Annotated in this window: 20 protein-coding genes and 1 pseudogene; 7 read left to right on the top strand and 14 right to left on the bottom strand. The window is 39.3% G+C overall.

Features of this window, described 5'->3' with window-relative positions; translation table 11 throughout:
- Nucleotides 1-111 precede the first annotated feature (111 nt).
- Nucleotides 112-582 (bottom strand): hypothetical protein, encoded by a 471-nt coding sequence (locus tag VSA01S_RS15700; RefSeq protein WP_050567334.1) that lies wholly within the window; start codon nucleotides 580-582, stop codon nucleotides 112-114.
- Nucleotides 583-673: 91 nt separating this feature from the next.
- Between VSA01S_RS15700 and VSA01S_RS15695 the strand changes: the two are divergent.
- Nucleotides 674-904 (top strand): annotated as a pseudogene (locus VSA01S_RS15695) (recombinase family protein); the annotation flags it as partial.
- Nucleotides 905-1,069: 165 nt separating this feature from the next.
- Here VSA01S_RS15695 and VSA01S_RS15690 read toward each other — a convergent pair.
- From VSA01S_RS15690 to pspA, 13 genes are all read right to left on the bottom strand, one after another.
- Nucleotides 1,070-1,609 carry an AAA family ATPase gene (locus VSA01S_RS15690; RefSeq protein WP_039981073.1) on the bottom strand — a complete coding sequence of 180 codons (540 nt, stop codon included), beginning with the start codon at nucleotides 1,607-1,609 and terminating at the stop codon, nucleotides 1,070-1,072.
- 504 nt (nucleotides 1,610-2,113) lie between these two features.
- Nucleotides 2,114-2,299: a hypothetical protein gene (locus VSA01S_RS15685; protein WP_039981015.1), complete on the bottom strand. Its 186-nt coding sequence runs from the start codon at nucleotides 2,297-2,299 to the stop codon at nucleotides 2,114-2,116.
- A gap of 33 nt (nucleotides 2,300-2,332) precedes the next feature.
- Nucleotides 2,333-2,458 (bottom strand): hypothetical protein, encoded by a 126-nt coding sequence (locus VSA01S_RS20480; RefSeq protein WP_258007711.1) that lies wholly within the window; start codon nucleotides 2,456-2,458, stop codon nucleotides 2,333-2,335.
- A 144-nt stretch (nucleotides 2,459-2,602) separates the two neighbouring features.
- Nucleotides 2,603-2,926: a hypothetical protein gene (locus VSA01S_RS15680; protein ID WP_039981017.1), complete on the bottom strand. Its 324-nt coding sequence runs from the start codon at nucleotides 2,924-2,926 to the stop codon at nucleotides 2,603-2,605.
- A 140-nt stretch (nucleotides 2,927-3,066) separates the two neighbouring features.
- On the bottom strand, nucleotides 3,067-4,167 hold the full coding sequence (locus VSA01S_RS15675; RefSeq protein WP_039981018.1) for an FRG domain-containing protein: 1,101 nt from the start codon (nucleotides 4,165-4,167) through the stop codon (nucleotides 3,067-3,069).
- Nucleotides 4,168-4,705: 538 nt separating this feature from the next.
- Entirely contained in the window at nucleotides 4,706-6,529 is a 1,824-nt protein-coding gene (locus VSA01S_RS15670) for an FG-GAP repeat protein (protein ID WP_083932237.1), read from the bottom strand.
- A 550-nt stretch (nucleotides 6,530-7,079) separates the two neighbouring features.
- Nucleotides 7,080-8,936 carry a UvrD-helicase domain-containing protein gene (locus VSA01S_RS15665; RefSeq protein WP_039981020.1) on the bottom strand — a complete coding sequence of 619 codons (1,857 nt, stop codon included), beginning with the start codon at nucleotides 8,934-8,936 and terminating at the stop codon, nucleotides 7,080-7,082.
- A 7-nt stretch (nucleotides 8,937-8,943) separates the two neighbouring features.
- Nucleotides 8,944-10,797: an ATP-dependent nuclease gene (locus VSA01S_RS15660; protein WP_039981021.1), complete on the bottom strand. Its 1,854-nt coding sequence runs from the start codon at nucleotides 10,795-10,797 to the stop codon at nucleotides 8,944-8,946.
- A gap of 266 nt (nucleotides 10,798-11,063) precedes the next feature.
- The gene (locus tag VSA01S_RS15655; protein WP_039981022.1) at nucleotides 11,064-11,984 is read right to left on the bottom strand and encodes a bacteriophage abortive infection AbiH family protein; all 921 of its coding nucleotides are present in this window, start codon (nucleotides 11,982-11,984) and stop codon (nucleotides 11,064-11,066) included.
- Nucleotides 11,985-12,273: 289 nt separating this feature from the next.
- Nucleotides 12,274-12,447 (bottom strand): hypothetical protein, encoded by a 174-nt coding sequence (locus VSA01S_RS20050; RefSeq protein WP_167325144.1) that lies wholly within the window; start codon nucleotides 12,445-12,447, stop codon nucleotides 12,274-12,276.
- A 203-nt stretch (nucleotides 12,448-12,650) separates the two neighbouring features.
- Nucleotides 12,651-13,040 carry an envelope stress response membrane protein PspC gene (gene pspC, locus VSA01S_RS15650; RefSeq protein WP_039981024.1) on the bottom strand — a complete coding sequence of 130 codons (390 nt, stop codon included), beginning with the start codon at nucleotides 13,038-13,040 and terminating at the stop codon, nucleotides 12,651-12,653.
- The gene (gene pspB, locus VSA01S_RS15645; RefSeq protein WP_039981026.1) at nucleotides 13,033-13,266 is read right to left on the bottom strand and encodes an envelope stress response membrane protein PspB; all 234 of its coding nucleotides are present in this window, start codon (nucleotides 13,264-13,266) and stop codon (nucleotides 13,033-13,035) included. Before pspB ends, pspC begins: the two co-directional genes overlap by 8 nt.
- Before the next feature lie 11 nt (nucleotides 13,267-13,277).
- Nucleotides 13,278-13,952 carry a phage shock protein PspA gene (pspA, locus tag VSA01S_RS15640; protein ID WP_039981027.1) on the bottom strand — a complete coding sequence of 225 codons (675 nt, stop codon included), beginning with the start codon at nucleotides 13,950-13,952 and terminating at the stop codon, nucleotides 13,278-13,280.
- Between the two features lie 226 nt (nucleotides 13,953-14,178).
- Between pspA and pspF the strand changes: the two genes are divergently transcribed.
- The 6 genes from pspF to VSA01S_RS15610 all read left to right on the top strand — a co-directional run bounded on the left by pspF (nucleotide 14,179) and on the right by VSA01S_RS15610 (nucleotide 20,767).
- The gene (gene pspF / locus VSA01S_RS15635) at nucleotides 14,179-15,189 is read left to right on the top strand and encodes a phage shock protein operon transcriptional activator (protein ID WP_039981030.1); all 1,011 of its coding nucleotides are present in this window, start codon (nucleotides 14,179-14,181) and stop codon (nucleotides 15,187-15,189) included.
- 333 nt (nucleotides 15,190-15,522) lie between these two features.
- Nucleotides 15,523-17,142 (top strand): ABC transporter substrate-binding protein, encoded by a 1,620-nt coding sequence (locus VSA01S_RS15630; protein ID WP_039981032.1) that lies wholly within the window; start codon nucleotides 15,523-15,525, stop codon nucleotides 17,140-17,142.
- Nucleotides 17,142-18,104, top strand: a complete 963-nt coding sequence (locus VSA01S_RS15625; protein ID WP_039981034.1) for an ABC transporter permease — start codon at nucleotides 17,142-17,144, stop codon at nucleotides 18,102-18,104. Before VSA01S_RS15630 ends, VSA01S_RS15625 begins: the two co-directional genes overlap by 1 nt.
- A complete protein-coding gene (gene sapC, locus VSA01S_RS15620; RefSeq protein ID WP_039981037.1) occupies nucleotides 18,091-18,978 on the top strand; it encodes a putrescine export ABC transporter permease SapC in 888 nt (295 codons plus the stop codon). Before VSA01S_RS15625 ends, sapC begins: the two co-directional genes overlap by 14 nt.
- Nucleotides 18,978-19,973, top strand: coding sequence for a peptide ABC transporter ATP-binding protein (locus tag VSA01S_RS15615; protein ID WP_039981040.1), 996 nt, complete (start codon nucleotides 18,978-18,980; stop codon nucleotides 19,971-19,973). The genes sapC and VSA01S_RS15615 overlap by 1 nt, the downstream gene beginning before the upstream one ends.
- Nucleotides 19,970-20,767, top strand: a complete 798-nt coding sequence (locus tag VSA01S_RS15610) for a peptide ABC transporter ATP-binding protein (RefSeq protein ID WP_039981042.1) — start codon at nucleotides 19,970-19,972, stop codon at nucleotides 20,765-20,767. The genes VSA01S_RS15615 and VSA01S_RS15610 overlap by 4 nt, the downstream gene beginning before the upstream one ends.
- Nucleotides 20,768-20,787: the final 20 nt, after the last annotated feature.

The raw sequence follows: 20,787 nt of genomic DNA, 5'->3' as shown, positions 1-20,787 counted from the left end.
GAACTCTTCAATATCTTCGGACTTTACGCATGAAAAGAGGTGCTCAGCTAGGCACCTAAGGTACATCTTCAATTTTTGCAGCAAGTCCCCCTACACAAGCCTAACAAATTTTTAAAAGGAGTTTTTTTCATTGGGTAATATTAAATCATCTTGACCATGAATTATCTCATTAAATATTTTCGAACGATATGCTTTAAAACAGGTGAATGATTCAGATATGTTACCATTTTTCATATAACCCTTGTGTTTACTCGCTTCTAAAAGTATAGATTCGACTGCATTACGGTATGGGTCTCTTATGTCTTCCAATGTATCCTTATCTTGTTCTATAAAGTACTTCCCTTTTCCCATGTAAGATAATGATCTTCGCAGATTTCCAAGGTCATTTGCCATTTTACCACTAGGTTCTATTTTTATTAAGCAAGATATAAGTGCATATTCTCTTAAATCTTCCCTAGCATTTTTTATGTAGCCTGATTCAAGACTTTCATTGTACTTTTTGTTATTTTTTTCATATAAAATAAATAATGACATTACTATAATTATAAAAGTTAAAAAAACATTTAGTCTTTTAGTTCCCATAGCATAACTCTTTTTGTTTTTATATTTATATTATATTTCAGATAATAATTAATATCATGGTAATGAGAGTCAAAATTAAAAGAAATGCTGCACAAGAACGGATTATGAAGATAGACGTCACCGCCAAAAGAAAGGCATCGAGAAGGCCATGAACGAAGGGAAATACAAAGGAAGGAAGCCTGACTAGGAACTGCATGAAAAGATCTATAAGCTCAGAGTCGATGACCACATGAGCATTAATGAAACGGCCAAAATGATTGGTGTCTCGGCTCGAACGGTTGTGCGTGTCGTTAAGAGAATGAAAGCTGAGCGTGAGGGTTAGTCACTCCAACTTTGTATAAATAGTTTTTGGAGAGAAATGAGCTAGAGTCTTTACTTCATAACAAATAGTTTCGATTAGAAAAAGTATCTTGAGTCTTAAATGTTTGTTATGCGTTTCCTTCCAACAAGCTGCTGTCATACTCGATACCTTCGTAGTCATTGTTATTTATAAGGAAGCGCGCAATTTACTCACGATGAACTGCGCTCTTTCTTTAACAGATGTCTTTGGAACTTCAATTAAGTCATAGCCAAATTTTGTATAAGCACTAACCATTTCATGATATGTCGCAACCGCTTCATTAAAATCTTGCTTCCGTTCAGTATCATTTTCATAGATTTCTTCCCAAGGAGGAAAGATGAAAACTATACGGCAGTAATCTAATTCATCACATTTAGCTAACAGAAGTTCCGAAACAGGTATGTGCTCAAGCATACTATACCCATAAGAGTCGACAATGCTTCGGTCGTAAAACGTAATCTCAGTATCACCAAAGTTCCTGTAATTGTTGATTTCTTCAAGAACCATTTCATCTCGGAATGCTTTTTTATCCAGCCAAGGTAATGCACTACCTTGCGACTTTACTTGGGCTTGAATAACTTTACGCCCAACTTCTGGTGCACTTTGATACCCCATCTGACATAACAGCTCGATAACTGAGGTCTTACCTGAGCCAGGTCCACCTGTAAAAATAACTCTATTGTTCAAATTTAACTCCATAGACTGCTAATATCTCAATGACGTACACGATACATATTTTTCACTTTAATTCACAATAAGTTAAGTTATACAGCTCTGTACCTACATCACTAAATACAGATTTTTTCTGTAAAACATAAATTGTCCAACAATCAGTTGCCCAAATAGTTCTCATGATAGCTTCATGCACTCTAAACACACTTAGGGACATTTTTCGTGTTTAATACCCCTTCAGCACATTTCTGGACAAAAATGAGTTTAGAAAAATCTTACATTAGCGAGTCATGAATAATCTCAGGTATAGCAAATAGCAAAAGTGATGTGCAGAATCCAACGGATTACTTGGCGAAAGCTCTGCCTTACAAAGAACGCATACGCCTATAAACAAGCATCAAGCCCGCCACCCTTCCAGAGCAGATCGCACAATTTACTTATATAGAGGCTCGGGCTTATTCAACACTCGGGGGTTAACGTTGGCTACGCAACGCTTAATCCTTATTTGTTATGAATCACCTACCAATGATTGACTGACTCTGAGATGTGAGCCGAACGTTCTGGACGTTGCGAAGACTTACCACAAAGTTTGCATTCGAATGCTTCTTCAAAATCTCTATACCCTACCGACAGCATTATTTGAGGTGGAAACGTACATTTACAAAGCTGATAACCTAAAGCTTGTGCAATTTGCGCTTCAGCCAATTTAGTCGCCTTAGTAGCTTCTTCTAATGACTGCTATATTACTTGTTTTTCTTTAGATTCTGGCAACACATCTTTAGTTTGTTTTACCAAACCAATTGTATCGGATAGCAGGGAAATCCCTACTTTCACACTTTGCATTGCAGTTGTTATATCATCCATTTTACCCTCCTGATTCCTAACGCCTTGTTAAGAAACAGCTAACTACCACTACACTCAAACAAAGCCATCGTAATCACTAAACTCAATTAAAACCAAGATCGTCAACTGTTAGCAGATGCTTGAACAAATTAGGTTAAATCCTACCTATACATACAAGGAAAACATCAATGACAGCCAAGTAAGTACAAACATGATGATACTTGTATCTTCAATTTCGTTATTTATATGCAAGAACAATAGAGTGAAGAAAAAGGCAATTGGGGTGTTCATTATTGACGAATAATCAGCAGAAATCTCGTTCCCCGCCAGAACTAGCACTCCGCGTCCGAGAAGCCCTAATATCGAGAGTGTAAAAGTCATGCGAATCATCCAAATCCGTAGGTTGTGGTCTGACTCAAGTGGTTTCACGAACTTTAACCGGAATACATCTTTTAAAATGGCGATGATTTCTTGATCGGCTTTACCCATTATTTCCTCTATTTCACTTACGCAAAGCTAAGTGGCTAACAAACTGACCACCCAACCAAATTTGAAAACCAAAAACTCTACACTAAATCGAGACAAAAATGCCAAACGTTTGTTAGTCCATCTTTAGCGTCTTATTATGTTTATTTTCCAAAGTTTCGTTCTCTCAACTCTTCGCACACACCATCTACACCAGGAAACATAGAGCCGGCAGTTATTCCCATATAAGCAAGTTCTCTCATCGCAATTTCTCGCTCTGTAGCTGGTATATCAATTGCCTCGATAAACCTTTCCCCAGTTTCCTGCTCCTTGCTAATAATATATGCTTCAATATTTTCAACATTTGTAACAGTGGTTAGAGCCTGTTGGGGTATCATTCTTGGATTATCTAGTGCAATAAAATCAGTGACAGACAAATGTGGAAAAGGAGGATCTAAGTTTGAGATTTGGGGATACTTTAATTTCCATTTTTCGTGGTTAAAAACGTATATTCTTGCTTTTTCATTGCCTACATAGTTCTTTGGCCAGTCTCTGAAAGCGAAAAAAGATGATACAAAGGGTGAATGACTCCAATCTAATAGCGGAGTTGGATAACCATGATGTTGTAAAAGATTAAAAAAAGCGCCATTTTGCTGTGGGTCATTTAAGTCAAAGTAGTGTGACGTAATTGCACACAAACGTTGGTGTAGCTGCTTAACATCTACCTGAGTAAATTGACTAATTCTATATCGTCCTAATCTATGAAAGGTTGTCTGCAAGCGCCACGGTTTTTGCTGCCCTCTGAACAAATATCCCTTCCCAAGTAGTTCCGACACATGATTTTTGTATTGATACCAACTCATTTCTACGGCACTGATACTTGATTCTGATTTTCTTTCAGGGCTATCAATTTGAGCAAAAAATTTAACACCAATATCTGTAGTCGAAGATATTTTTAACTGCTTTCCATCATATTCAATTTCGGCTTCGGCTTGATTGGAGTGACTTGAGTCAGGATACAAATCCTTCAGATTATCCCATTTAGTTTCAAAGCCATTTATAGGGTTAACAGGGTTTAAGTAAGCCCTGACTCTAAATTTTTCCTGTAGTTTAAAAGGTTCGAAGTAAGCAACTGACGAAGGTATATTTTTGTCAAACGGATTGATGTAAGCTACAGCTTCAAAATGATCATCCACTTCATCAACATTTATCATTACGATACCATCTACATCACCAGTGTACTTACCTATCCACTGCCCTTTCATTCTTGATTCTCCTTATAAACATAACGCTTATTAGACGGATTTCTTCAGCAATCATATGCAACCAATGGTAACGCTAATTATACTCACTTTCAATCTCATGCCCGTATTGCCTAGCGCCTATAATGTGAACTTCAGAAATTGCCGAAAGTTTCCGTATAATTCCGGCGGCTTCGGAGCTATACGATTTTCGCCTCAAACAAAAATGAGTATGGTCTTACTCTCTTACAACGGATTAGATTTGGTACGGTAAAAGCACGCACACTAGAATGTGTAGAGTTTTAGCTCTGAACGATTTTGGGGCAGCTCCGAGCTAGGAGGCACTTTGTTAAAAATTGCCACATGTAAAACTTCAGCTCTATGAAGCCTCTGGACAACTATTAGCAATCGAGCTTGCTTAATTAGCAAATCATGAATGAGTGTAGGTATGACAATTTGTTGTGAAGTGCTATTGCGATAAATGATGACTTAAATGAAAGACCTAATCCAGAGATTAAGTTCGATACTTAATCTCTGGATAGCATTTGGGAGTAACTTCAGTTTAATAAATATAAACTGGTCTAGAGTCGTCCCCCTGACCATCTGAATTATCCCCACTCCAATAATCCGGCTCCCCCACAGCCAATACCTCACCATCTGACGATAAGGCGACGGCACCACCAAAATAATTAAATTCATGAGTGTTAGAGGCCTTTAAGTAGGCTTCCTGAGTCCATTTAGAATCACTGTAACGAAAGAGATAAGCAGCTCCAGAGTCGCGAAAATCATTGTTTTCTTGATCCTCAGAATTTACCCCCACACCACCTGAATTCTCGTAAGGCACTCCCACAGCCAATGCCTGGCCATCTGAGGATAAGGCGATTTTCGAACCAAAATAGCGACCGACATCAGTATTAGATGCCTTTAGGTAGGCTTCCTGAGTCCATATAGAATCACTGAAACGAAAGATATAAAGCGCACCAGTGTAGCGAGCATTGTTGTTTGATAGAGCCTCAGAATAGACCCCCGAACCATCTGAACTCTCGCGAGGTGCCCCCGCTGCTAGCGTATTTCCATCAGATGATAAAGCGACGGAATCACCAAAATGGTCATATACACCAGCATTGGAGGCCTTTAAGTAAGCTTCCTGAGTCCATTTAGAATCATTGTAACGGAAGAGATAAACTGCTCCAGACTGGAGAGCATTGTCGTTTTCTTGAGCTCCAGAATTTACACCCGTACCATCTGAACTTTCGCCATACGCACCTACAGCTAGAGTATTGCCATCTGATGATAAAGCGACGGAATCACCAAAACGGTCATTTACACCCGCGTTGGAAGCCTTTATGTAGGCTTCCTGAGCCCATCTAGAATCACTGTAACGAAATAGATAAACCGCACCAGAACCATCAGCAACAATATCACTTACCACTTCACAGTTGATCCCCACACAATCTGAATTCTCGAGACTCGCTCCAGCAGCTAACGTATTGCCATCTGCTGACAAGGAAATGTCACCACCAAAATAGTTAAATTCATCATTGTTAAAGGCCTTTAGGTCGGCTTCCTGAGTCCATTCAGAATCACTGTAACGGAAGATATAAATCGCTCCAGAGTCCCAGACATAGTGCTCTTCATAGTGTACACCACTCGCCCCTACAGCCAACGTATTGCCATCTGATGACAAGGAAATGGCACCACCAAAAGCGTCACCTTCACCCACATTGGAGGCCTTAAGGTAAGCTTCCTGAGTCCATTTATAATCACTGTAACGGAAGATATAAACCGCTCCAGAGTAGCTAGCATCATTGTTTGCTTGAGCCCCTGAGTTCACCCCTGTACCATTTGAATCCTCGCCAGGCGCCCCCACAGCTAGCGTATTACCATCTGATGACAAAGCGATGGAAAAACCAAAACTGTCATCTTTGACAGTGTTAGAGGCATATATTTGTTGAATGAGAGGAGTTAACTCTTGAGTCCTCAGAGACCTTTCATTGGATGCGATTTCTCCAAAAGAATTCTTTGCAATGACAAAATATTCCGATGTTAAATGTCTGATAACACCAATACCATTAACGATTGCACTCGTCGTAGTAGTTATTTCAAGCACATCACATGATTTTGGCTTTGATATATCTTTTCTACACAGTGAATATTCGGTAGCGTTATCAGAAGTCTCCCATGTAAAAGTTGTTGCCTTATCACTGCTTGATGCTGTGATTGTAGTTAGGTTAAATGCTAAAGGCTTTGCATGAGCACTAGTATCATCAGTTGAATTAGCAATTGTATCATCAGTTGAATTAGCACTTGTATCATCACTTCCACAACCAGCCAACATCAACGCAACAGATAACGTTATTAATCTTTTTTTATTTGATAGAAACATAAAGCCATTTTTAAATTAATTATTTAACTCAGTAAGTTAACAAAAAATGACAATAAATAATACCAATAGTAATCAATACTCGGTCAACTTAGTGAGGTATTCATTATTACTAAATTACTAACATGAAAACTGTGCGAGTTTACGACCAAAAACAACCCTTAAACCGTCTATAACGCCCTAATTTGATATTTTGGACACTTTTTTAAGGTAATATATCGCCATAATACTTTGAAATTTTGTGGCGCTTTCAGAACGACTTTCAAGGCAAAAATCAGTGATTTCATTTGAGCTAACAACACTACGACGTCCATTTTTCGGACTTTGTGGGTTCTGGGTTTCAGGTTAGTTCTATTTGGTCAAAATCCACTCGCATGTGAATGTAGACTTTTTGACTAAACCAATTTTGGGGCATTTTTCGTGTTTTATGCCCCTTCGGCACATTTCTGGACACAAACGAGTTAGTTACAAATATCTAACTCGTCCGCCTAGGATTAGGAAAAGTAAGCCAAAATCCAAGAACAAAGTATCTCATCGACTTTTAAAGAAAAATTCACATCATTGTAAGGTCACAAATTTTCCAACCTGCATAATCCTGCTTCCCAAGATGCTCTGGAGGAAACCCTGATTTATCCATAGCTAAACAGAGCAAATGCTCAGGCCTTGAGAAGGCGACATATAACTGCTTCATGAACTTGATTTTTGTAGCGGCTGTTGGTTTCGTAATGTTTTCGGCTAGAATATAGTCAATCAATGACTTTAAATCGTTTGAACGGAATTTTGTTTCTAAGACCAGTGTAGCTGCATGTGTTTCACCTTTAACTGCATGAATTGTTGCAACTTCATTTTCGATTATTCGTCCTGCAACGTCTGTATAAACCTTGTTAGCGCAGACATTGTTGACAGTACCTGCGAGGGACGTATCACCTTCAAAATAGATAAACTCTTGAATTTGGGTCAAGTCATCCAAGTTCAAATAACTGAATAAAGTAGTGACTGACTGGCTCCATGCATCCTCTGTTATTTCATTTTTAATCAATGACTTAATCATGATATTAAAGTCAATGTTTAAACCCGATTCTCTCAGGTATTTGCGTATATATGTGGTAGAGTATCCAGATTGAGTGCCATCTTGGAATGATTGTTTAGAATTAGATATTCGACCGCATCTGACAATCCCATCAAGAATTAGACGATATCCTTGATGCCCATCTTTTAGGCGACTCCCTTCATAAAAGTAATGAATAAGTTTGCTTGGCTTAAACGTATTTGTTGAATTCCCCTTATCAAATGAGTCGAGATAGTTACAAATGGTTAATCCATCATCCTTTCTAACACCAACGGAACCAACCGTTTTAATTGGTTTTTTACAGTCTGCGGGGACTGCTTGTGCACACAATTCTGCAAATCTCTCAAAAACGTTGTGTCGCGATCTCTCGTCAACCAGAAAAATTGTGTGTAAGACTTGTTCTGGTGCAGTTGTACCTGAGTTCAGATTGATACGGTTGTAACTTAAATTTTTTGCCAGCAGAGCAACAGAATGGTTAAAGCGGTGACTGTCTTCGACTTTCTCTAAGGTAACTTGATTGTAAGTTTGATTTCCCTCTTCCCCACTACTATAGATAGCTTGGTCAGGATCGCCAAATCTTTGGAAGCTAACATTTTCATGTTGGAATATTTCGTTTAGCAATTCATCTTGGAACCTCTGGGTGTCTTGCATCTCATCAACAAATACAACGGGGAAACGAGACTGAAGTGAGCCTTTAATCGATGAATTATTTAGGATGTACTTCCTAGCAAACGCATACATCTCATGATAATAAAAGTACCCATCACTGATTAAACTAGATTTGACAGACTCTAAATTCTGGTAGCTTGCTGATGTTGAAATTCTTCTAAACCCAGGAACGGATAATATAAGCTCACCGTCAATGAGCTTATATTGTAGATCTTGCAATGAAGATACGTGATTTCGTTCTAGGAAGTTTCTAGTTCCTCTAGAGAGAAGGCGCCACCCTTTATTACAACATATATCGTCGTCAACCTGGTTTACGTTATAACCTTCTGAGCGCAGGTATGGTATCGCAAGGAATTTATTTACAAACTCTTGAATTGTGCCTATAAAATGAGGGGATGACAGTAGCTTTTGACCATCAACACTACGCTCAAGACGGTCTATTATTTCACCCTTAGCCACATTGGTATGAGTTAGTACGCATATACCTTGGTGCGCTTGTTTCCATTTTTTGGCAATGATGAGAAGCTTGGCTGCCACCATTGTTGTCTTACCACTACCTGGGCAGGCCTGCACGTCATTGAATGTTTTGATTATCTGTTTTCTTGTATTGTCAAACGTTACATCTAGCTCTCTCTCAACTGTGCGGATATCTATATCATTGATCTCAATCATCTTGTTACTACTCAATTTCTAAAGGAAACGGTTCTGTTACATACTCAATAGCATCAACAATATAGGATGGTAACTTTGCTTTTAGATCTAGAGGGCGGTCTTTGTACTTAGATAGGATATCAGCCAGTGAATAACTAACTTCACTTTTCCCATCTCCTTTACCTTCGATAACGCCATACAGCTGAACAGCTCTTATTTGTGTATCCGTACTTAGTGCACCGTAGCCATCCATGCTGTTATTTATCGCTTGGTATAGCTCTTCGCTCAGTCCGTACTTTGCAAGGCAGAACTCAAACGTCCAGTCATTAGATATAAACGTTTTAACTAGCTCTCCATCAAACTCGGTCTTCTTAGCTCTTTTTGCATTTATTTCGTCAGTGTTGAGTTCACTAAGCCAATACTTCAAGTTTCCGCCTTTACCACTTGGCTTTGGCTGTTTTTTGGTTTTAAAACCATAATCGTTATCACCAGTATCTTCGGCTTCATCTGGCCACAAATCTAAATCCGTGATACAAGCTACCTTGATAGGTAATGGTTGTGGATTTACTGAGGTAGGGCTGGATCGATAAGCCTTAGCGTAGCGCTTCCTTGATAAACCATTTACGCTTACTAGCGACACTCCATAGTCTTCTAAAGGCCGTCCAAGTAATTCCGCAATTTTGGGGATTAAAACTACCTCTGCAACCCCTTCAACTAGCAATACACCTTTTGCAAAAAACATATTTGCCTTTGTGGAATCCAAAAATTTCTCGAGGAAAACATAATCTTCGTCTTCGAGTGCTGTGCACCCCTTTCTTAGAGGGAAAGCTTGGCCTTCTTGCATTAGGATTAAGCTATCTAAGGGGGCTTTTGATGCAAGTACGGGACTGTGAGTGGATAAAATGCATTGTAGTTGGCTATTTTCAGTCCGAAGATAATTAATAAACTTTAACTGTAACTGAGGGTGAAGGTGAGCTTCAGGCTCTTCTACTAGCAACAGAGGGTATTGCTCTTCCTCTTGCTTTATTAGCATTAGCTCGGTAGCCATAAATAACAGACTGCTATAACCCAATCCGTGCTTAATACCTGAAGCATCAAGTTCAAGGGTTAGTTTTTCTAAAATGGATTTAAGAGCGAATGATTTTTCTGATTCGCTCATGTCTGCGTAGTCCTTGCTTCCTAACAAACTTAAGACTGGCGTAAATACATTCGCTCTGAATGTTAAAGAGTTCAGCAGGGTAGCTATATTGTCTTGCGCAGTTTGGATTGCTGCGTCTGCCTGAATTTCCTTACTTGCACCAGTAAGTAGTTCAATAATACGCTGAGTTGCGCTCGTATCCCCAGCTAAACTGGTGTTACTTCCTAAAATTTGAGATAGCCTAGACGAACGTCCAGCAGAGAGTTCAGCTTCGGCATCACGTAGGGGTTTTAAATAAGTAGCAGCGAGGTACTCACGAACGTCTCTTTCAATTATAGGACCATCATTATTGATACCAGAACGGATTTCGGTCTTTATAAATTGAGATTTTTTGAAAGGGTTTGGGGCGAGTTTTGCTGAAAGCGTTATGAATAGAACTGATTTATCAACTCCAGGGGTTAATTCTTCATTTGTTAAATATTCTAAAAATAAACCAGACTCGCGCAGGGATAAGTCCTCAAACTTTAACTGAATTTGTAACTCATTTTTGCCATTTAGGAAGTCAGTACTCTTCAGGTTAACCCACTCAGCTGAAGTTGTATTAAGGACGAGTCGGATTGCATCGATAACAGAGCTTTTGCCCGCATTATTTTCACCAACAAGTAAATTTAACCCCTTGTTGAATGCCATAGAAAAGTCTTCAAACTGTCTGAAGTGTTGTGCTTTCAATTCTGATAAATACATGATTTTTTTTGACCAAACCAATTAATCGATGATTGTTCAGACATGCTAACCCAGAACTACGCTAATATCCTCTTTATTATGCAGCTATATGAGTAAATACACGTAAAGGTTCCTATTTGATGTGTTTGTATGGAACAGACTACCGCTACCTTCTCGCATAAGTAGCAGCATTAGAAATATCCTAATAAATCAATAATTTAAACTCTAATTAACACAATGAGGCATATCGTCACGTAAATAGTTTGAGAAAAATTGATAACTTCAAATTATTTAGTCAACAGGGACATCTCTATCAATTTCATCCTGTTTTCGTCATCAACAATCTCCCCAAGTCGACTACGTATTGCATCTTCTTCTGAACTTGGATAGTAAGACGCCCACCATTGACAGTTCGGCCCAACTATTTTGTTTACATAGTCAAAGTAAGGTTTATCGATTTCTGCTATAGAATGACCAAGGATTACCACTCTCTCAATATCTACTAAAGACTTTAGGAACATGCTAGATGCTTGGACACAAGCAGCAGTGTCCTTGTAATTTTTTTTAAAGTATCCATGAGCCTCACTAACTGCGTGTTCATAATCAGGTGAGTAAGAGTCAGAAAAGGCCTCAATCTCTTCTTCTGTTAGAGTTGATATGTCAATTGAGGGCGGAGCTTTATATTCTGAAGCCTCCATACCATGGCCAACAACAATTGGCGCATCAGTGCTATTTAGTTTGCCATGAATGTAACAGATACGATCTGAAGATATGTTATAAATCCGCTCAAGGGTATTCGTATAGTTGAAACATAGAAAGCGAGCACTAGTGTCGATTGGCAATACTTTATTGTCCTCAACTGTACAACTCTCAGCCAATGACAAATAGCTGTTTAAGTCCTTTTTAAGCCCTACTGTAAGCGCGCCGATAGCATTTTCGACTTCATAGATAAACTGATTTTCATGAGGGTCATCATCATAATATTGGCTAGAATATTCGATGAGAGCATCGACATCAAAATTGGCAAGATTTGTCTCTAAATGTTGCCAGTGCTCATCTAATGCCTGGTTAGCAGACATCATAAAAACACCATTTTCATATAATCGGTGGAACTCACTATGTTTGGAATAGTCTCGGAAACCTGTTAATGATGTCGGCAAGCCATGGTGTAAATCAAATCCATTGCCAATGATATAGAGTTTATTCACGCTAGTACTATCCTGTCGTGTAGAGTCTAAGGAAATTTATTAATTGGTTAGAAAGTAGATCGTAAGTTACTTTGTCGCATTACGAAGATTTGGTCAATGTTCTGATATTAGAGATAATCGTGGAGTACGCGCTAACTTGAAATGGGGCAAAAGTTAGCTCTAAAGAAACTTGTAAACTCCTGCTTATCCAAACGCTACCGCCCTTTACTTATCGGCTACGTAACACGCCATCACCACTAAATTTTCACGGCATGGAATGTACTACAAAGCGCATATCTCAGAGATTGATTTAGATCATTAGAATATTCGAATGTTTAGAGTGCATGACTGTGTTAACAAACGCCTCAAAATATTCTCGTGTTTCGATTTTTACACCCGCTTGAGACAACGAGACATTCAAGGCCGCAACCATTTGGCTAACCTTCGGGTTTAGGGCTGCCAACTGATCAAACAAAGCAACCATACGAGCAAGGCCATTATTTAAGGGGCATACCCTAGTGATTTTAAGGTGCTTGGGGATGAGAGATGGTATGAGTTCTGTGAGAATACTCAATGAAGTGTGGTAAATGAAAAATGCTCAATTAAAAACAAAGCAGGCGTCAATATTGCCTGCTTTATTTTTATGCCTAAGTTGGCTCAAGTTAATTAAATATTGGCCAATGGGAATTACAGCTTATCAAATTCTCGGTTTACTCGATAAGCATCTGATGTGACGTAAGCTTCCATATTGCGCAATTTACTATCGAGTACCGCAAAGTCTTTTTCAAGAACGCTCAACAAATTATTAGGACTCTGTCCTTGCCTCCAAGGTTTACTTTTGAGGGTATGCTCTTGTTGAGTTTTGATGTTTTCCGTGTAGGCGTGAGGTTGCTTCTCAAGCATAAATGACATTGCGATGTAAGCCAGTAAAACTAAAAAAGTACCACTAAGTAGGGCAATAGAAATCACTCCAATACGAATCAACCAAACTTCAACGGACAAGTAATTCGCCAATCCTGCACAGACTCCAGAAATCTTACCATTGACCGGATCTCGATATAGATCAGATTTAATCATACTCGCGCCTCCAAGATGGCGACTCGGCATCAAGAATTCGTTCTAATGTTTCAACTCGAGATTGCATCTTTTCCGCTTTTTCAGACAAGGCCTGTAGACGCTCTAAGTCTTGGCTTGATAAAGAGCTGCCCGCTTTACGCTTACTTCGATAATGTAGAAAGAGCCACAGAGGCGCGACAAAAATCAAAAAGACAATCAGTGGCCCTGTGATAAAAAATAGCGACATGGAAGTTCCTTTTATTGTTTATCGTTTGATGACATTTGCTTCTTTAGCTTAGCGAGTTCTTTTTCGATTTCATCTTGCGCTTGCAGTTCAGCAAACTCTTGATCTAATGATTTAGCATTACCCGTTTTCGCATAAAGATCGGCTTCAGCTTCCATTTCATCAATTTTTCGTGAGTATTGTTCAAACTTTGACATTGCTTCATGCGTGCGACCTGCGTGAAGTTGCTTTTGAACATCACGACGGTTTGATGCTGTTTGGTTACGAATTGCTAATGCTTGCTGTTTGGCACGTGTTTCCGCTATCTTGTTTTCTAATTTACCAATTTCGCCCGTTAACTTTTCAATGGTCTCTTCAACTAACGTTTGCTCTGTATGTAACCCTTTGATGACTTGCTCTAATTTTTGTTTTTCTATGAGAGCAGCTCGTGCAAGATCTTCACGCTCTTTCGACAGCGCTAAGCTTGCTTTTTGACCCCACTCCCCAATCTGTGATTCTAATGCTTCCACTTTACGCGCAAGCTCTTTTTTGTCTGCAATCGCTTTGGCCGAATTCGTTCTCACTTCAACTAAAGTATCTTCCATTTCTTGAATGATCAATCTGATCATTTTTTCTGGGTCTTCTGCCTTGTCTAATAATGCGCTGATGTTTGAATTTACGATATCTGCAAATCGAGAAAATATACCCATGACAAAACTCCTTACGATTCTTTCAATTTCACAAAGTGCGATGATTCACCTGTGCGTCTGATTACTTACAAACAAATAGCATGCCAACTTTTTAATCAATAAATATCAATGACTTATAATAAAACACCTTCACAAACATCTATGCTATGATAAGATTAACCAATAGTTGGTAAATTTTACCATTTATTTTCAATTAACTTCGTCGGTAATGAAAAGGAAGCGCCTAATGAAACAGAACCTCATTGGTGAATCACCTGCTTTTCTCGCAGTACTTGATAAAGTATCACAATTAGCACCTATAGAGCGCCCTGTTCTTATTATTGGTGAACGTGGTACTGGTAAAGAGCTTATCGCACAACGATTACACTATCTCTCCAAACGCTGGGACAACCCTCTCGTCTCTTTGAATTGCGCTACCTTAAGCGAGGGTTTGATTGATTCTGAGTTATTTGGTCATGAATCTGGAGCATTTACTGGTTCCAAAGGAAAGCATAAAGGGCGTTTTGAGCGTGCGGAAGGAGGAACGCTTTTTTTAGATGAGTTAGCTACAGCCCCCTTACTTGTCCAAGAAAAGTTGTTACGAGTGATTGAATATGGTGAATATGAACGAGTGGGTGGTCATACTCCACTGACTGCAGACGTACGTCTAGTATGCGCGACTAATGCTGATCTCCCATCACTTGCGGCTCAAAACCAGTTTCGTGCCGATTTACTTGATCGCTTGGCCTTTGATGTTATTTTGTTGCCCCCCTTAAGAGAGCGAAAAGAAGATATCTTGTCATTAGCCGAGCATTACGCGATAAAAATGTGTCGTGAACTAGGCTTAGAATACTTCGTTGGATTCACTGAGCAAGCTCAACAAAGCCTTGTAGAATATCAATGGCCGGGGAATATACGTGAACTTAAAAATGTCGTTGAACGAGCGATCTACCGCCATGGTTTAAATACTGATGCCATTGATACCCTCACCTATAACCCATTTGAGGCTACTTGGATACCAAAATCAGAGAGTGAAGCGAAGAACTCTGTACCGCAGCAACCTGACTCCAGTATCAGTGGACAACCCTCTTTTCCACTCGACTATAAACAATGGCAAGAGCAGCAAGATATCACCCTACTCACACAGGCATTAGAGTCTGCTAAATTTAACCAACGTCAAGCTGCTGATTTATTAGGATTAAGCTACCACCAGCTTCGTGGCATGCTGAGAAAATACCAATTGGTCGGTCAAAGTTAAATATTAAGCTAAGTTTTATCAACACTCACTATACTATGACTATACCCAATTTACTTAGGTATAGTCATCGGAATCACAACCCAATTTACTCTAAGTGAAAACAAGAAAATGAAAATTAAGTGATTTTGAACCATTTTTAAGTAGTGAAGTTTTAAAAAGAGGTAAAATTGGTCATTTACGATAAACGTGCATTCAATTTGATCTAACACCCTACTATTGAATCATTTTCTATTTGGAGCATCAGTTTAAAAGTGATAGATTAGCCAGCTAATTTACGCTCGTCTCATGTGAGCAAACTGTGAAGCAAGCAAAAGTCGTTGACCATTTCACATTATGAAAGCTTTTATAAGAATATCATTAAGCCTAATTGGCTTCAGTTTTCTCACCGCGTGCGGTGATGTTATTGATCACAAAGATGTGCGCAAAAATGGCTTTGTTTTTTGTGGACAAGGGCAACCAAGTACGTTCAATCCACAACTCATTGATAGTGGTATTACGTCAGAAGCTCTAAGTCCTCAACTTTACGATACCTTACTCACATTAGATCCTATCTCTCATAAGCCCGTTCCAAGCCTCGCAGAGCGGTGGTCAATAAACGAGCAAGGTACAGAGTTTACTTTTCATCTTAAGCACAACGTTCAATTTCAAACAACACCGTGGTTTACACCGACTCGCCCTTTTAACGCTCAGGATGTGGTCTTCAGCTTTAAACGAATCATAGACACTAATCACCCTTTTCATAAAGTTGGAGGCGGTTTTTACCCTTGGTTTGCTGCTCTAGGGTTTGAAAAACTAGTCAAAGATGTCGTTGCAGTTGATAAAGACACCGTTAAATTTACTCTTAATCAACCCAATTTTGCTTTTTTATCACATATCGCTACCAGTTATGCTGTTCTTCTTTCTGCTGAGTATGGTCGTCAATTAATTATCAACGACGAAAAGGCCGATATAGATCGCTTTCCTGTCGGGACAGGCCCTTTTCAATTGAAAGAGTATCAAATCAATGATCTTATTCGATTAGAGCGTCATGAGAGATATTGGAATTCACCAGCTATTATGAAACAAGTCGTTTTTGATATTTCTCATAGAGGCACTGGAACCTTAGCTAAACTCTTACGAAATGAATGTGATGTATTGTCATCGCCAATTTCAAGCCAACTGCCAGTGATAGAGAAAACATCACACCTTGAATTAACATCAACTCCATCAAATAATGTTTCTTTTATTGCCATAAATACTGAACATCCTGCACTAAATGATCCACGTGTAAGGCAGGCGCTCAACCTCGCGACTAACCGTCAAAACATCCTTGATTCAGTGTATTATGGGACAGGTTCTCAAGCGTATACTCTACTTCCACCCAATTCATGGGCATATCAAAAAGACAGCGTAAAAATTCGTTATGACCGAAATTACGCCCTAGCTTTGTTGCGTGAATCAGGATATGAAAAAGGTTTACAGTTAACAATGTGGGTACCTTTAGAACCAAGAGCCTATAACCCGAGCCCACGTAAAACGGCAGAATTAATTCAAGCTAACTTTGAAGATATTGGTGTTGATTTAGTCCTACTAACAGATGATCGTTTCGAACGCAGTCAACTAGATGCGATTTATAATGTCGATTTAATCCTTACTGGTTGGATCGGCAATACAGGAGATCCTGATAACTTTTTTCGCTCTCTACTCTCATGTGAGTCTGAGCGTGTTGGTCTCAATGTTTCAATGTGGTGTAATCGAGACTTTGATTTCTTACTAGACTTAGCATTAGAGACACAAAAACCGCGCTACCGTTTAAATTTATATCATCAAGCTCAAAATATATTAAATGAAGAGTTTCCAGTTATTCCATTAGCTCATGGGGTTCAGTTTCGCGTGAATGACAAATCACTTTCAGGTTTTAAATCAAGCCCTTTTAATGCGCAGCCATTTAATCATGTTAAGAGAATTAACTGATGTTAGGCTATACTTTAAGAAGGCTTAATTTATTTGTTATTACCCTAACAATATTAACTTTTGTTGGATTTTCTCTACTACGGTTAGACACCGACTCAACATGGTCTACTGTAGATTATTGGTCAGGCTGGCAAACGTATATAATACAGTTGTCCCATCTCAATTTCGGTATTAGCAAGAATGGTACCCCAATTTTTGATGAACTAAAGGTTGTCTTTCCTGCTACTTTAGAATTATGCTTTTTAGCCTTTTTAGTTTCTTTACTGATTGGTATTCCTTTAGGGACCATTGCAGGTATGAAGCAAGGGAAGTGGCTCGATACGGGCATTTCATTTATTGCAATGTCAGGTTATTCAGCACCAATTTTTTGGGTTGCTTTAATGCTTATCATGATGTTTTCATTACAATATCATGTTTTTCCTATATCCGGCCGCTATGACTTGTTGTACGAAATTAATTATGTCACAGGCTTTACCATTGTCGATGCGTTTATTCAACAAGGCCCATATCGAGCTCAGGCATTACAAAGTGTTATTGAACATCTTGTCCTACCGTGTTTGGTTCTTGCTCTTGCCCCAACAACGCAAGTTATTGTTTTGATGCGTTCCTCTGTGGCAGAAGTAATGGGACAAAACTACATTAGAGCAGCTAAAATAAAAGGTTTAACCAACCGAGAAATTATTACACAACATGTAATGCGTAATGCTCTTACGCCTATCGTGCCCAAAGTTGGGGTTCAGCTCTCTAGTATGATTACATTGGCAATTATTACCGAATCTATCTTCAACTGGCCTGGAATTGGGCGTTGGCTACTTGACGCATTAGCTAATCAAGATTATGTCTCTATTCAAGCTGGTGTTATGGTCCTCGCCACGTTAGTACTCAGTGCCAATATTCTTTCAGAATTGATCGGAGCCATAATTAACCCTCTCGTGAGGAAGGAATGGTATGTTAACAAATAATGTCTATCAGGAAGAGTATATTCCTACCCAGTTTGAGCGTTTCTGGCGTAGTTATAGAGCGAACAGTATGGCAATGTTTGCACTATGGTGCTTGATCTTAATTGTTATTATCACTCTTTTTGCCCCATGGATTGCTCCATATAATCCACAAGCTCAATCAGGACAACTTTTGTTACCGCCCTCTTGGGCAACTACCGGTAATGTGGACTATTTTCTAGGTACTGATGACCTTGGCCGTGATATTCTGTCTCGCTTAATAATGGGCTCTCAATTGACATTTGGGGCCGCAGTTATTATCACCACACTTGCAGCTTTCATTGGTTGCATGATTGGCATACTAGCCGGAATGACCAAGGGATTACTATCAAGCATATTGAATCACTTACTTGACACCGTGATGTCTATTCCTTCATTACTTCTGGCAATCATTTTTGTCGCTTTTCTTGGTTTTGGTGAGTTTAATATCCTTTTAGCTATTGGCTTAGCACTCATTCCACGATTTATTCGCTCTATTTATACTGCTGTACATAGTGAGTTAGAAAAGGACTACATTATGGCCGCTCGACTTGATGGTGCTAATGACTTTTATTTACTTTGGAACTCGATTTTACCCAACGTTCTCACCGTTATCGCAGCCGAAAGTACATTTGCCTTATCACTTGCCATTTTAGATATTACCGCACTTGGCTTCTTAGGCTTAGGAGCACAAGCTCCAAGCACAGAATGGGGAGCTATGCTTGGTGACTCAGTAGAACTGATCTATATTGCCCCTTGGACCGTAACATTACCCGGCCTAACTATTATGTTTACCGTAATTGTGATCAACTTAGTGGGTGATGGTATACGTCAAGCGCTCAATGCGGGGATCGAATAATGCCATTATTAGATATTCGAAATCTTACAATTGAAATAGAGACCCCTCAAGGTTTGGTTAAAGCTGTCGACCGTATGAGTCTTACTCTCAATGAAGGTGAAATTCGTGGTCTTGTCGGCGAATCTGGCTCAGGAAAAAGTTTGGTCGCAAAAGCCATTCTTGGGGTATGCAAAGATAACTGGAAAGTCACTGCGGATAGGTTGAGATTTGGAAATATTGATTTATTACAATTAACAACCCAAGAACGCCGACGGGTGATCTCTCGCGATATTGCACTGATCTTTCAGGAACCGTCAACCTGCCTTGACCCTTCCGATCTTGTAGGCAAGCAGTTAATTGAATCAATCCCTTCTCGCTCATTTGAAGGTAAGTGGTGGCAACGTTTTAAATGGCGTAAAAAGCAAGCAACGGCTTTACTGCATAAGGCAGGGATCAAAGATCACAAACGTATCATGAATAGCTACCCTTACGAGCTAACCGATGGTGAATGTCAAAAAGTGATGATCGCGATGGCCATTGCAACTAAGCCTAAACTACTGATTGCTGATGAACCAACCAACGATCTTGATGCAATTACCCAGTCACAAATACTTCGCTTACTTAGCCGAATGAACCAAGTCAACAATACAACCATATTACTCATTGGTCATGACTTAACTACTATAACTCAATGGGCAAACCGCATCACTGTTATGTACTGTGGTCAATCGGTGGAATCTGCTGATACCCAAAAGTTAATTAATGAGCCTAAGCACCCTTACACGGAAGCTCTATTAAAAGCGATGCCTGACTTTAGTCAGTGGATCCCGCATAAGCAAAAACTTCAATCTCTCGCTGGTTCAATTCCACCTTTAAAAAACTTACCTATTGGTTGTAGACTGGGCCCCCGTTGCCCACATGCACAACGTCAATGTGTGGAAATCCCACCGACTCGGCAAATCAAAAATCATAAATTTAGCTGTCACTTTCCACTCAATACGGAGAAAAAATTATGAGTGCCTTATTAGAGGTCGATAATTTATCGAAACAATTTGTCACTCGTTCAGGGCTATTCAAGCGCAATATTTATGAAGCTGTTAAGCCTGTGAGTTTTTCGCTAGAGTCAGGGCAGACTGTTGGTTTTATTGGACAAAACTGTTCAGGAAAATCTACGTTAGCTCGAATGCTTGCTGGTGTTATTAAGCCTACATCAGGAGAAATACGTGTTAATGGTGAACGCCTGGAGCACAAGGATTACTCCACTCGATGCAAACTGATCCGTATGATTTTTCAAGACCCTAACACCTCGTTAAATCCACGCATTCAAATTGGACGTATTCTGGAAGGCCCACTTAAAAGAAATACTAATATGCCACCAGATGCAAGAATGAAACGGGTGAAAGACACTCTTTTACGTGTAGGTTTATTACCTGAGCATGCTTATTTCTATCCTCAAATGCTGGCTGCAGGCCAAAAGCAGCGCATCTGCCTTGCTCGAGCATTAATCCTGCAACCCTCTATTATTATAGCTGATGAGGCACTCAATGGTTTGGACATGTCAATGCGTTCACAGATCATTAATCTCTTTTTAGAGTTACAAGAAGAGATGGGCGTATCATTTGTCTATGTATCTCAACACATTGGTATCATCAAACACATCACGGATAAAGTAATGGTAATGCATGAAGGTGAAGTGGTAGAGTCCGGCGAAACCTATCAAGTGCTGACGAATCCACAGAACTCTATAACTCAAAGACTGGTTGAAAGTCATTTTTACAAAAATAGTCCAAATAAAAAACAGAGCTTGTAATAGGACTATACGCTCTGCTT

Source organism: Vibrio sagamiensis NBRC 104589 (genome assembly GCF_007990935.1).
Taxonomy (GTDB): domain Bacteria; phylum Pseudomonadota; class Gammaproteobacteria; order Enterobacterales; family Vibrionaceae; genus Vibrio; species Vibrio sagamiensis.
Note: the sequence above shows the minus strand (reverse complement) of the source record. Positions and strands in the feature narration are given on the sequence as shown.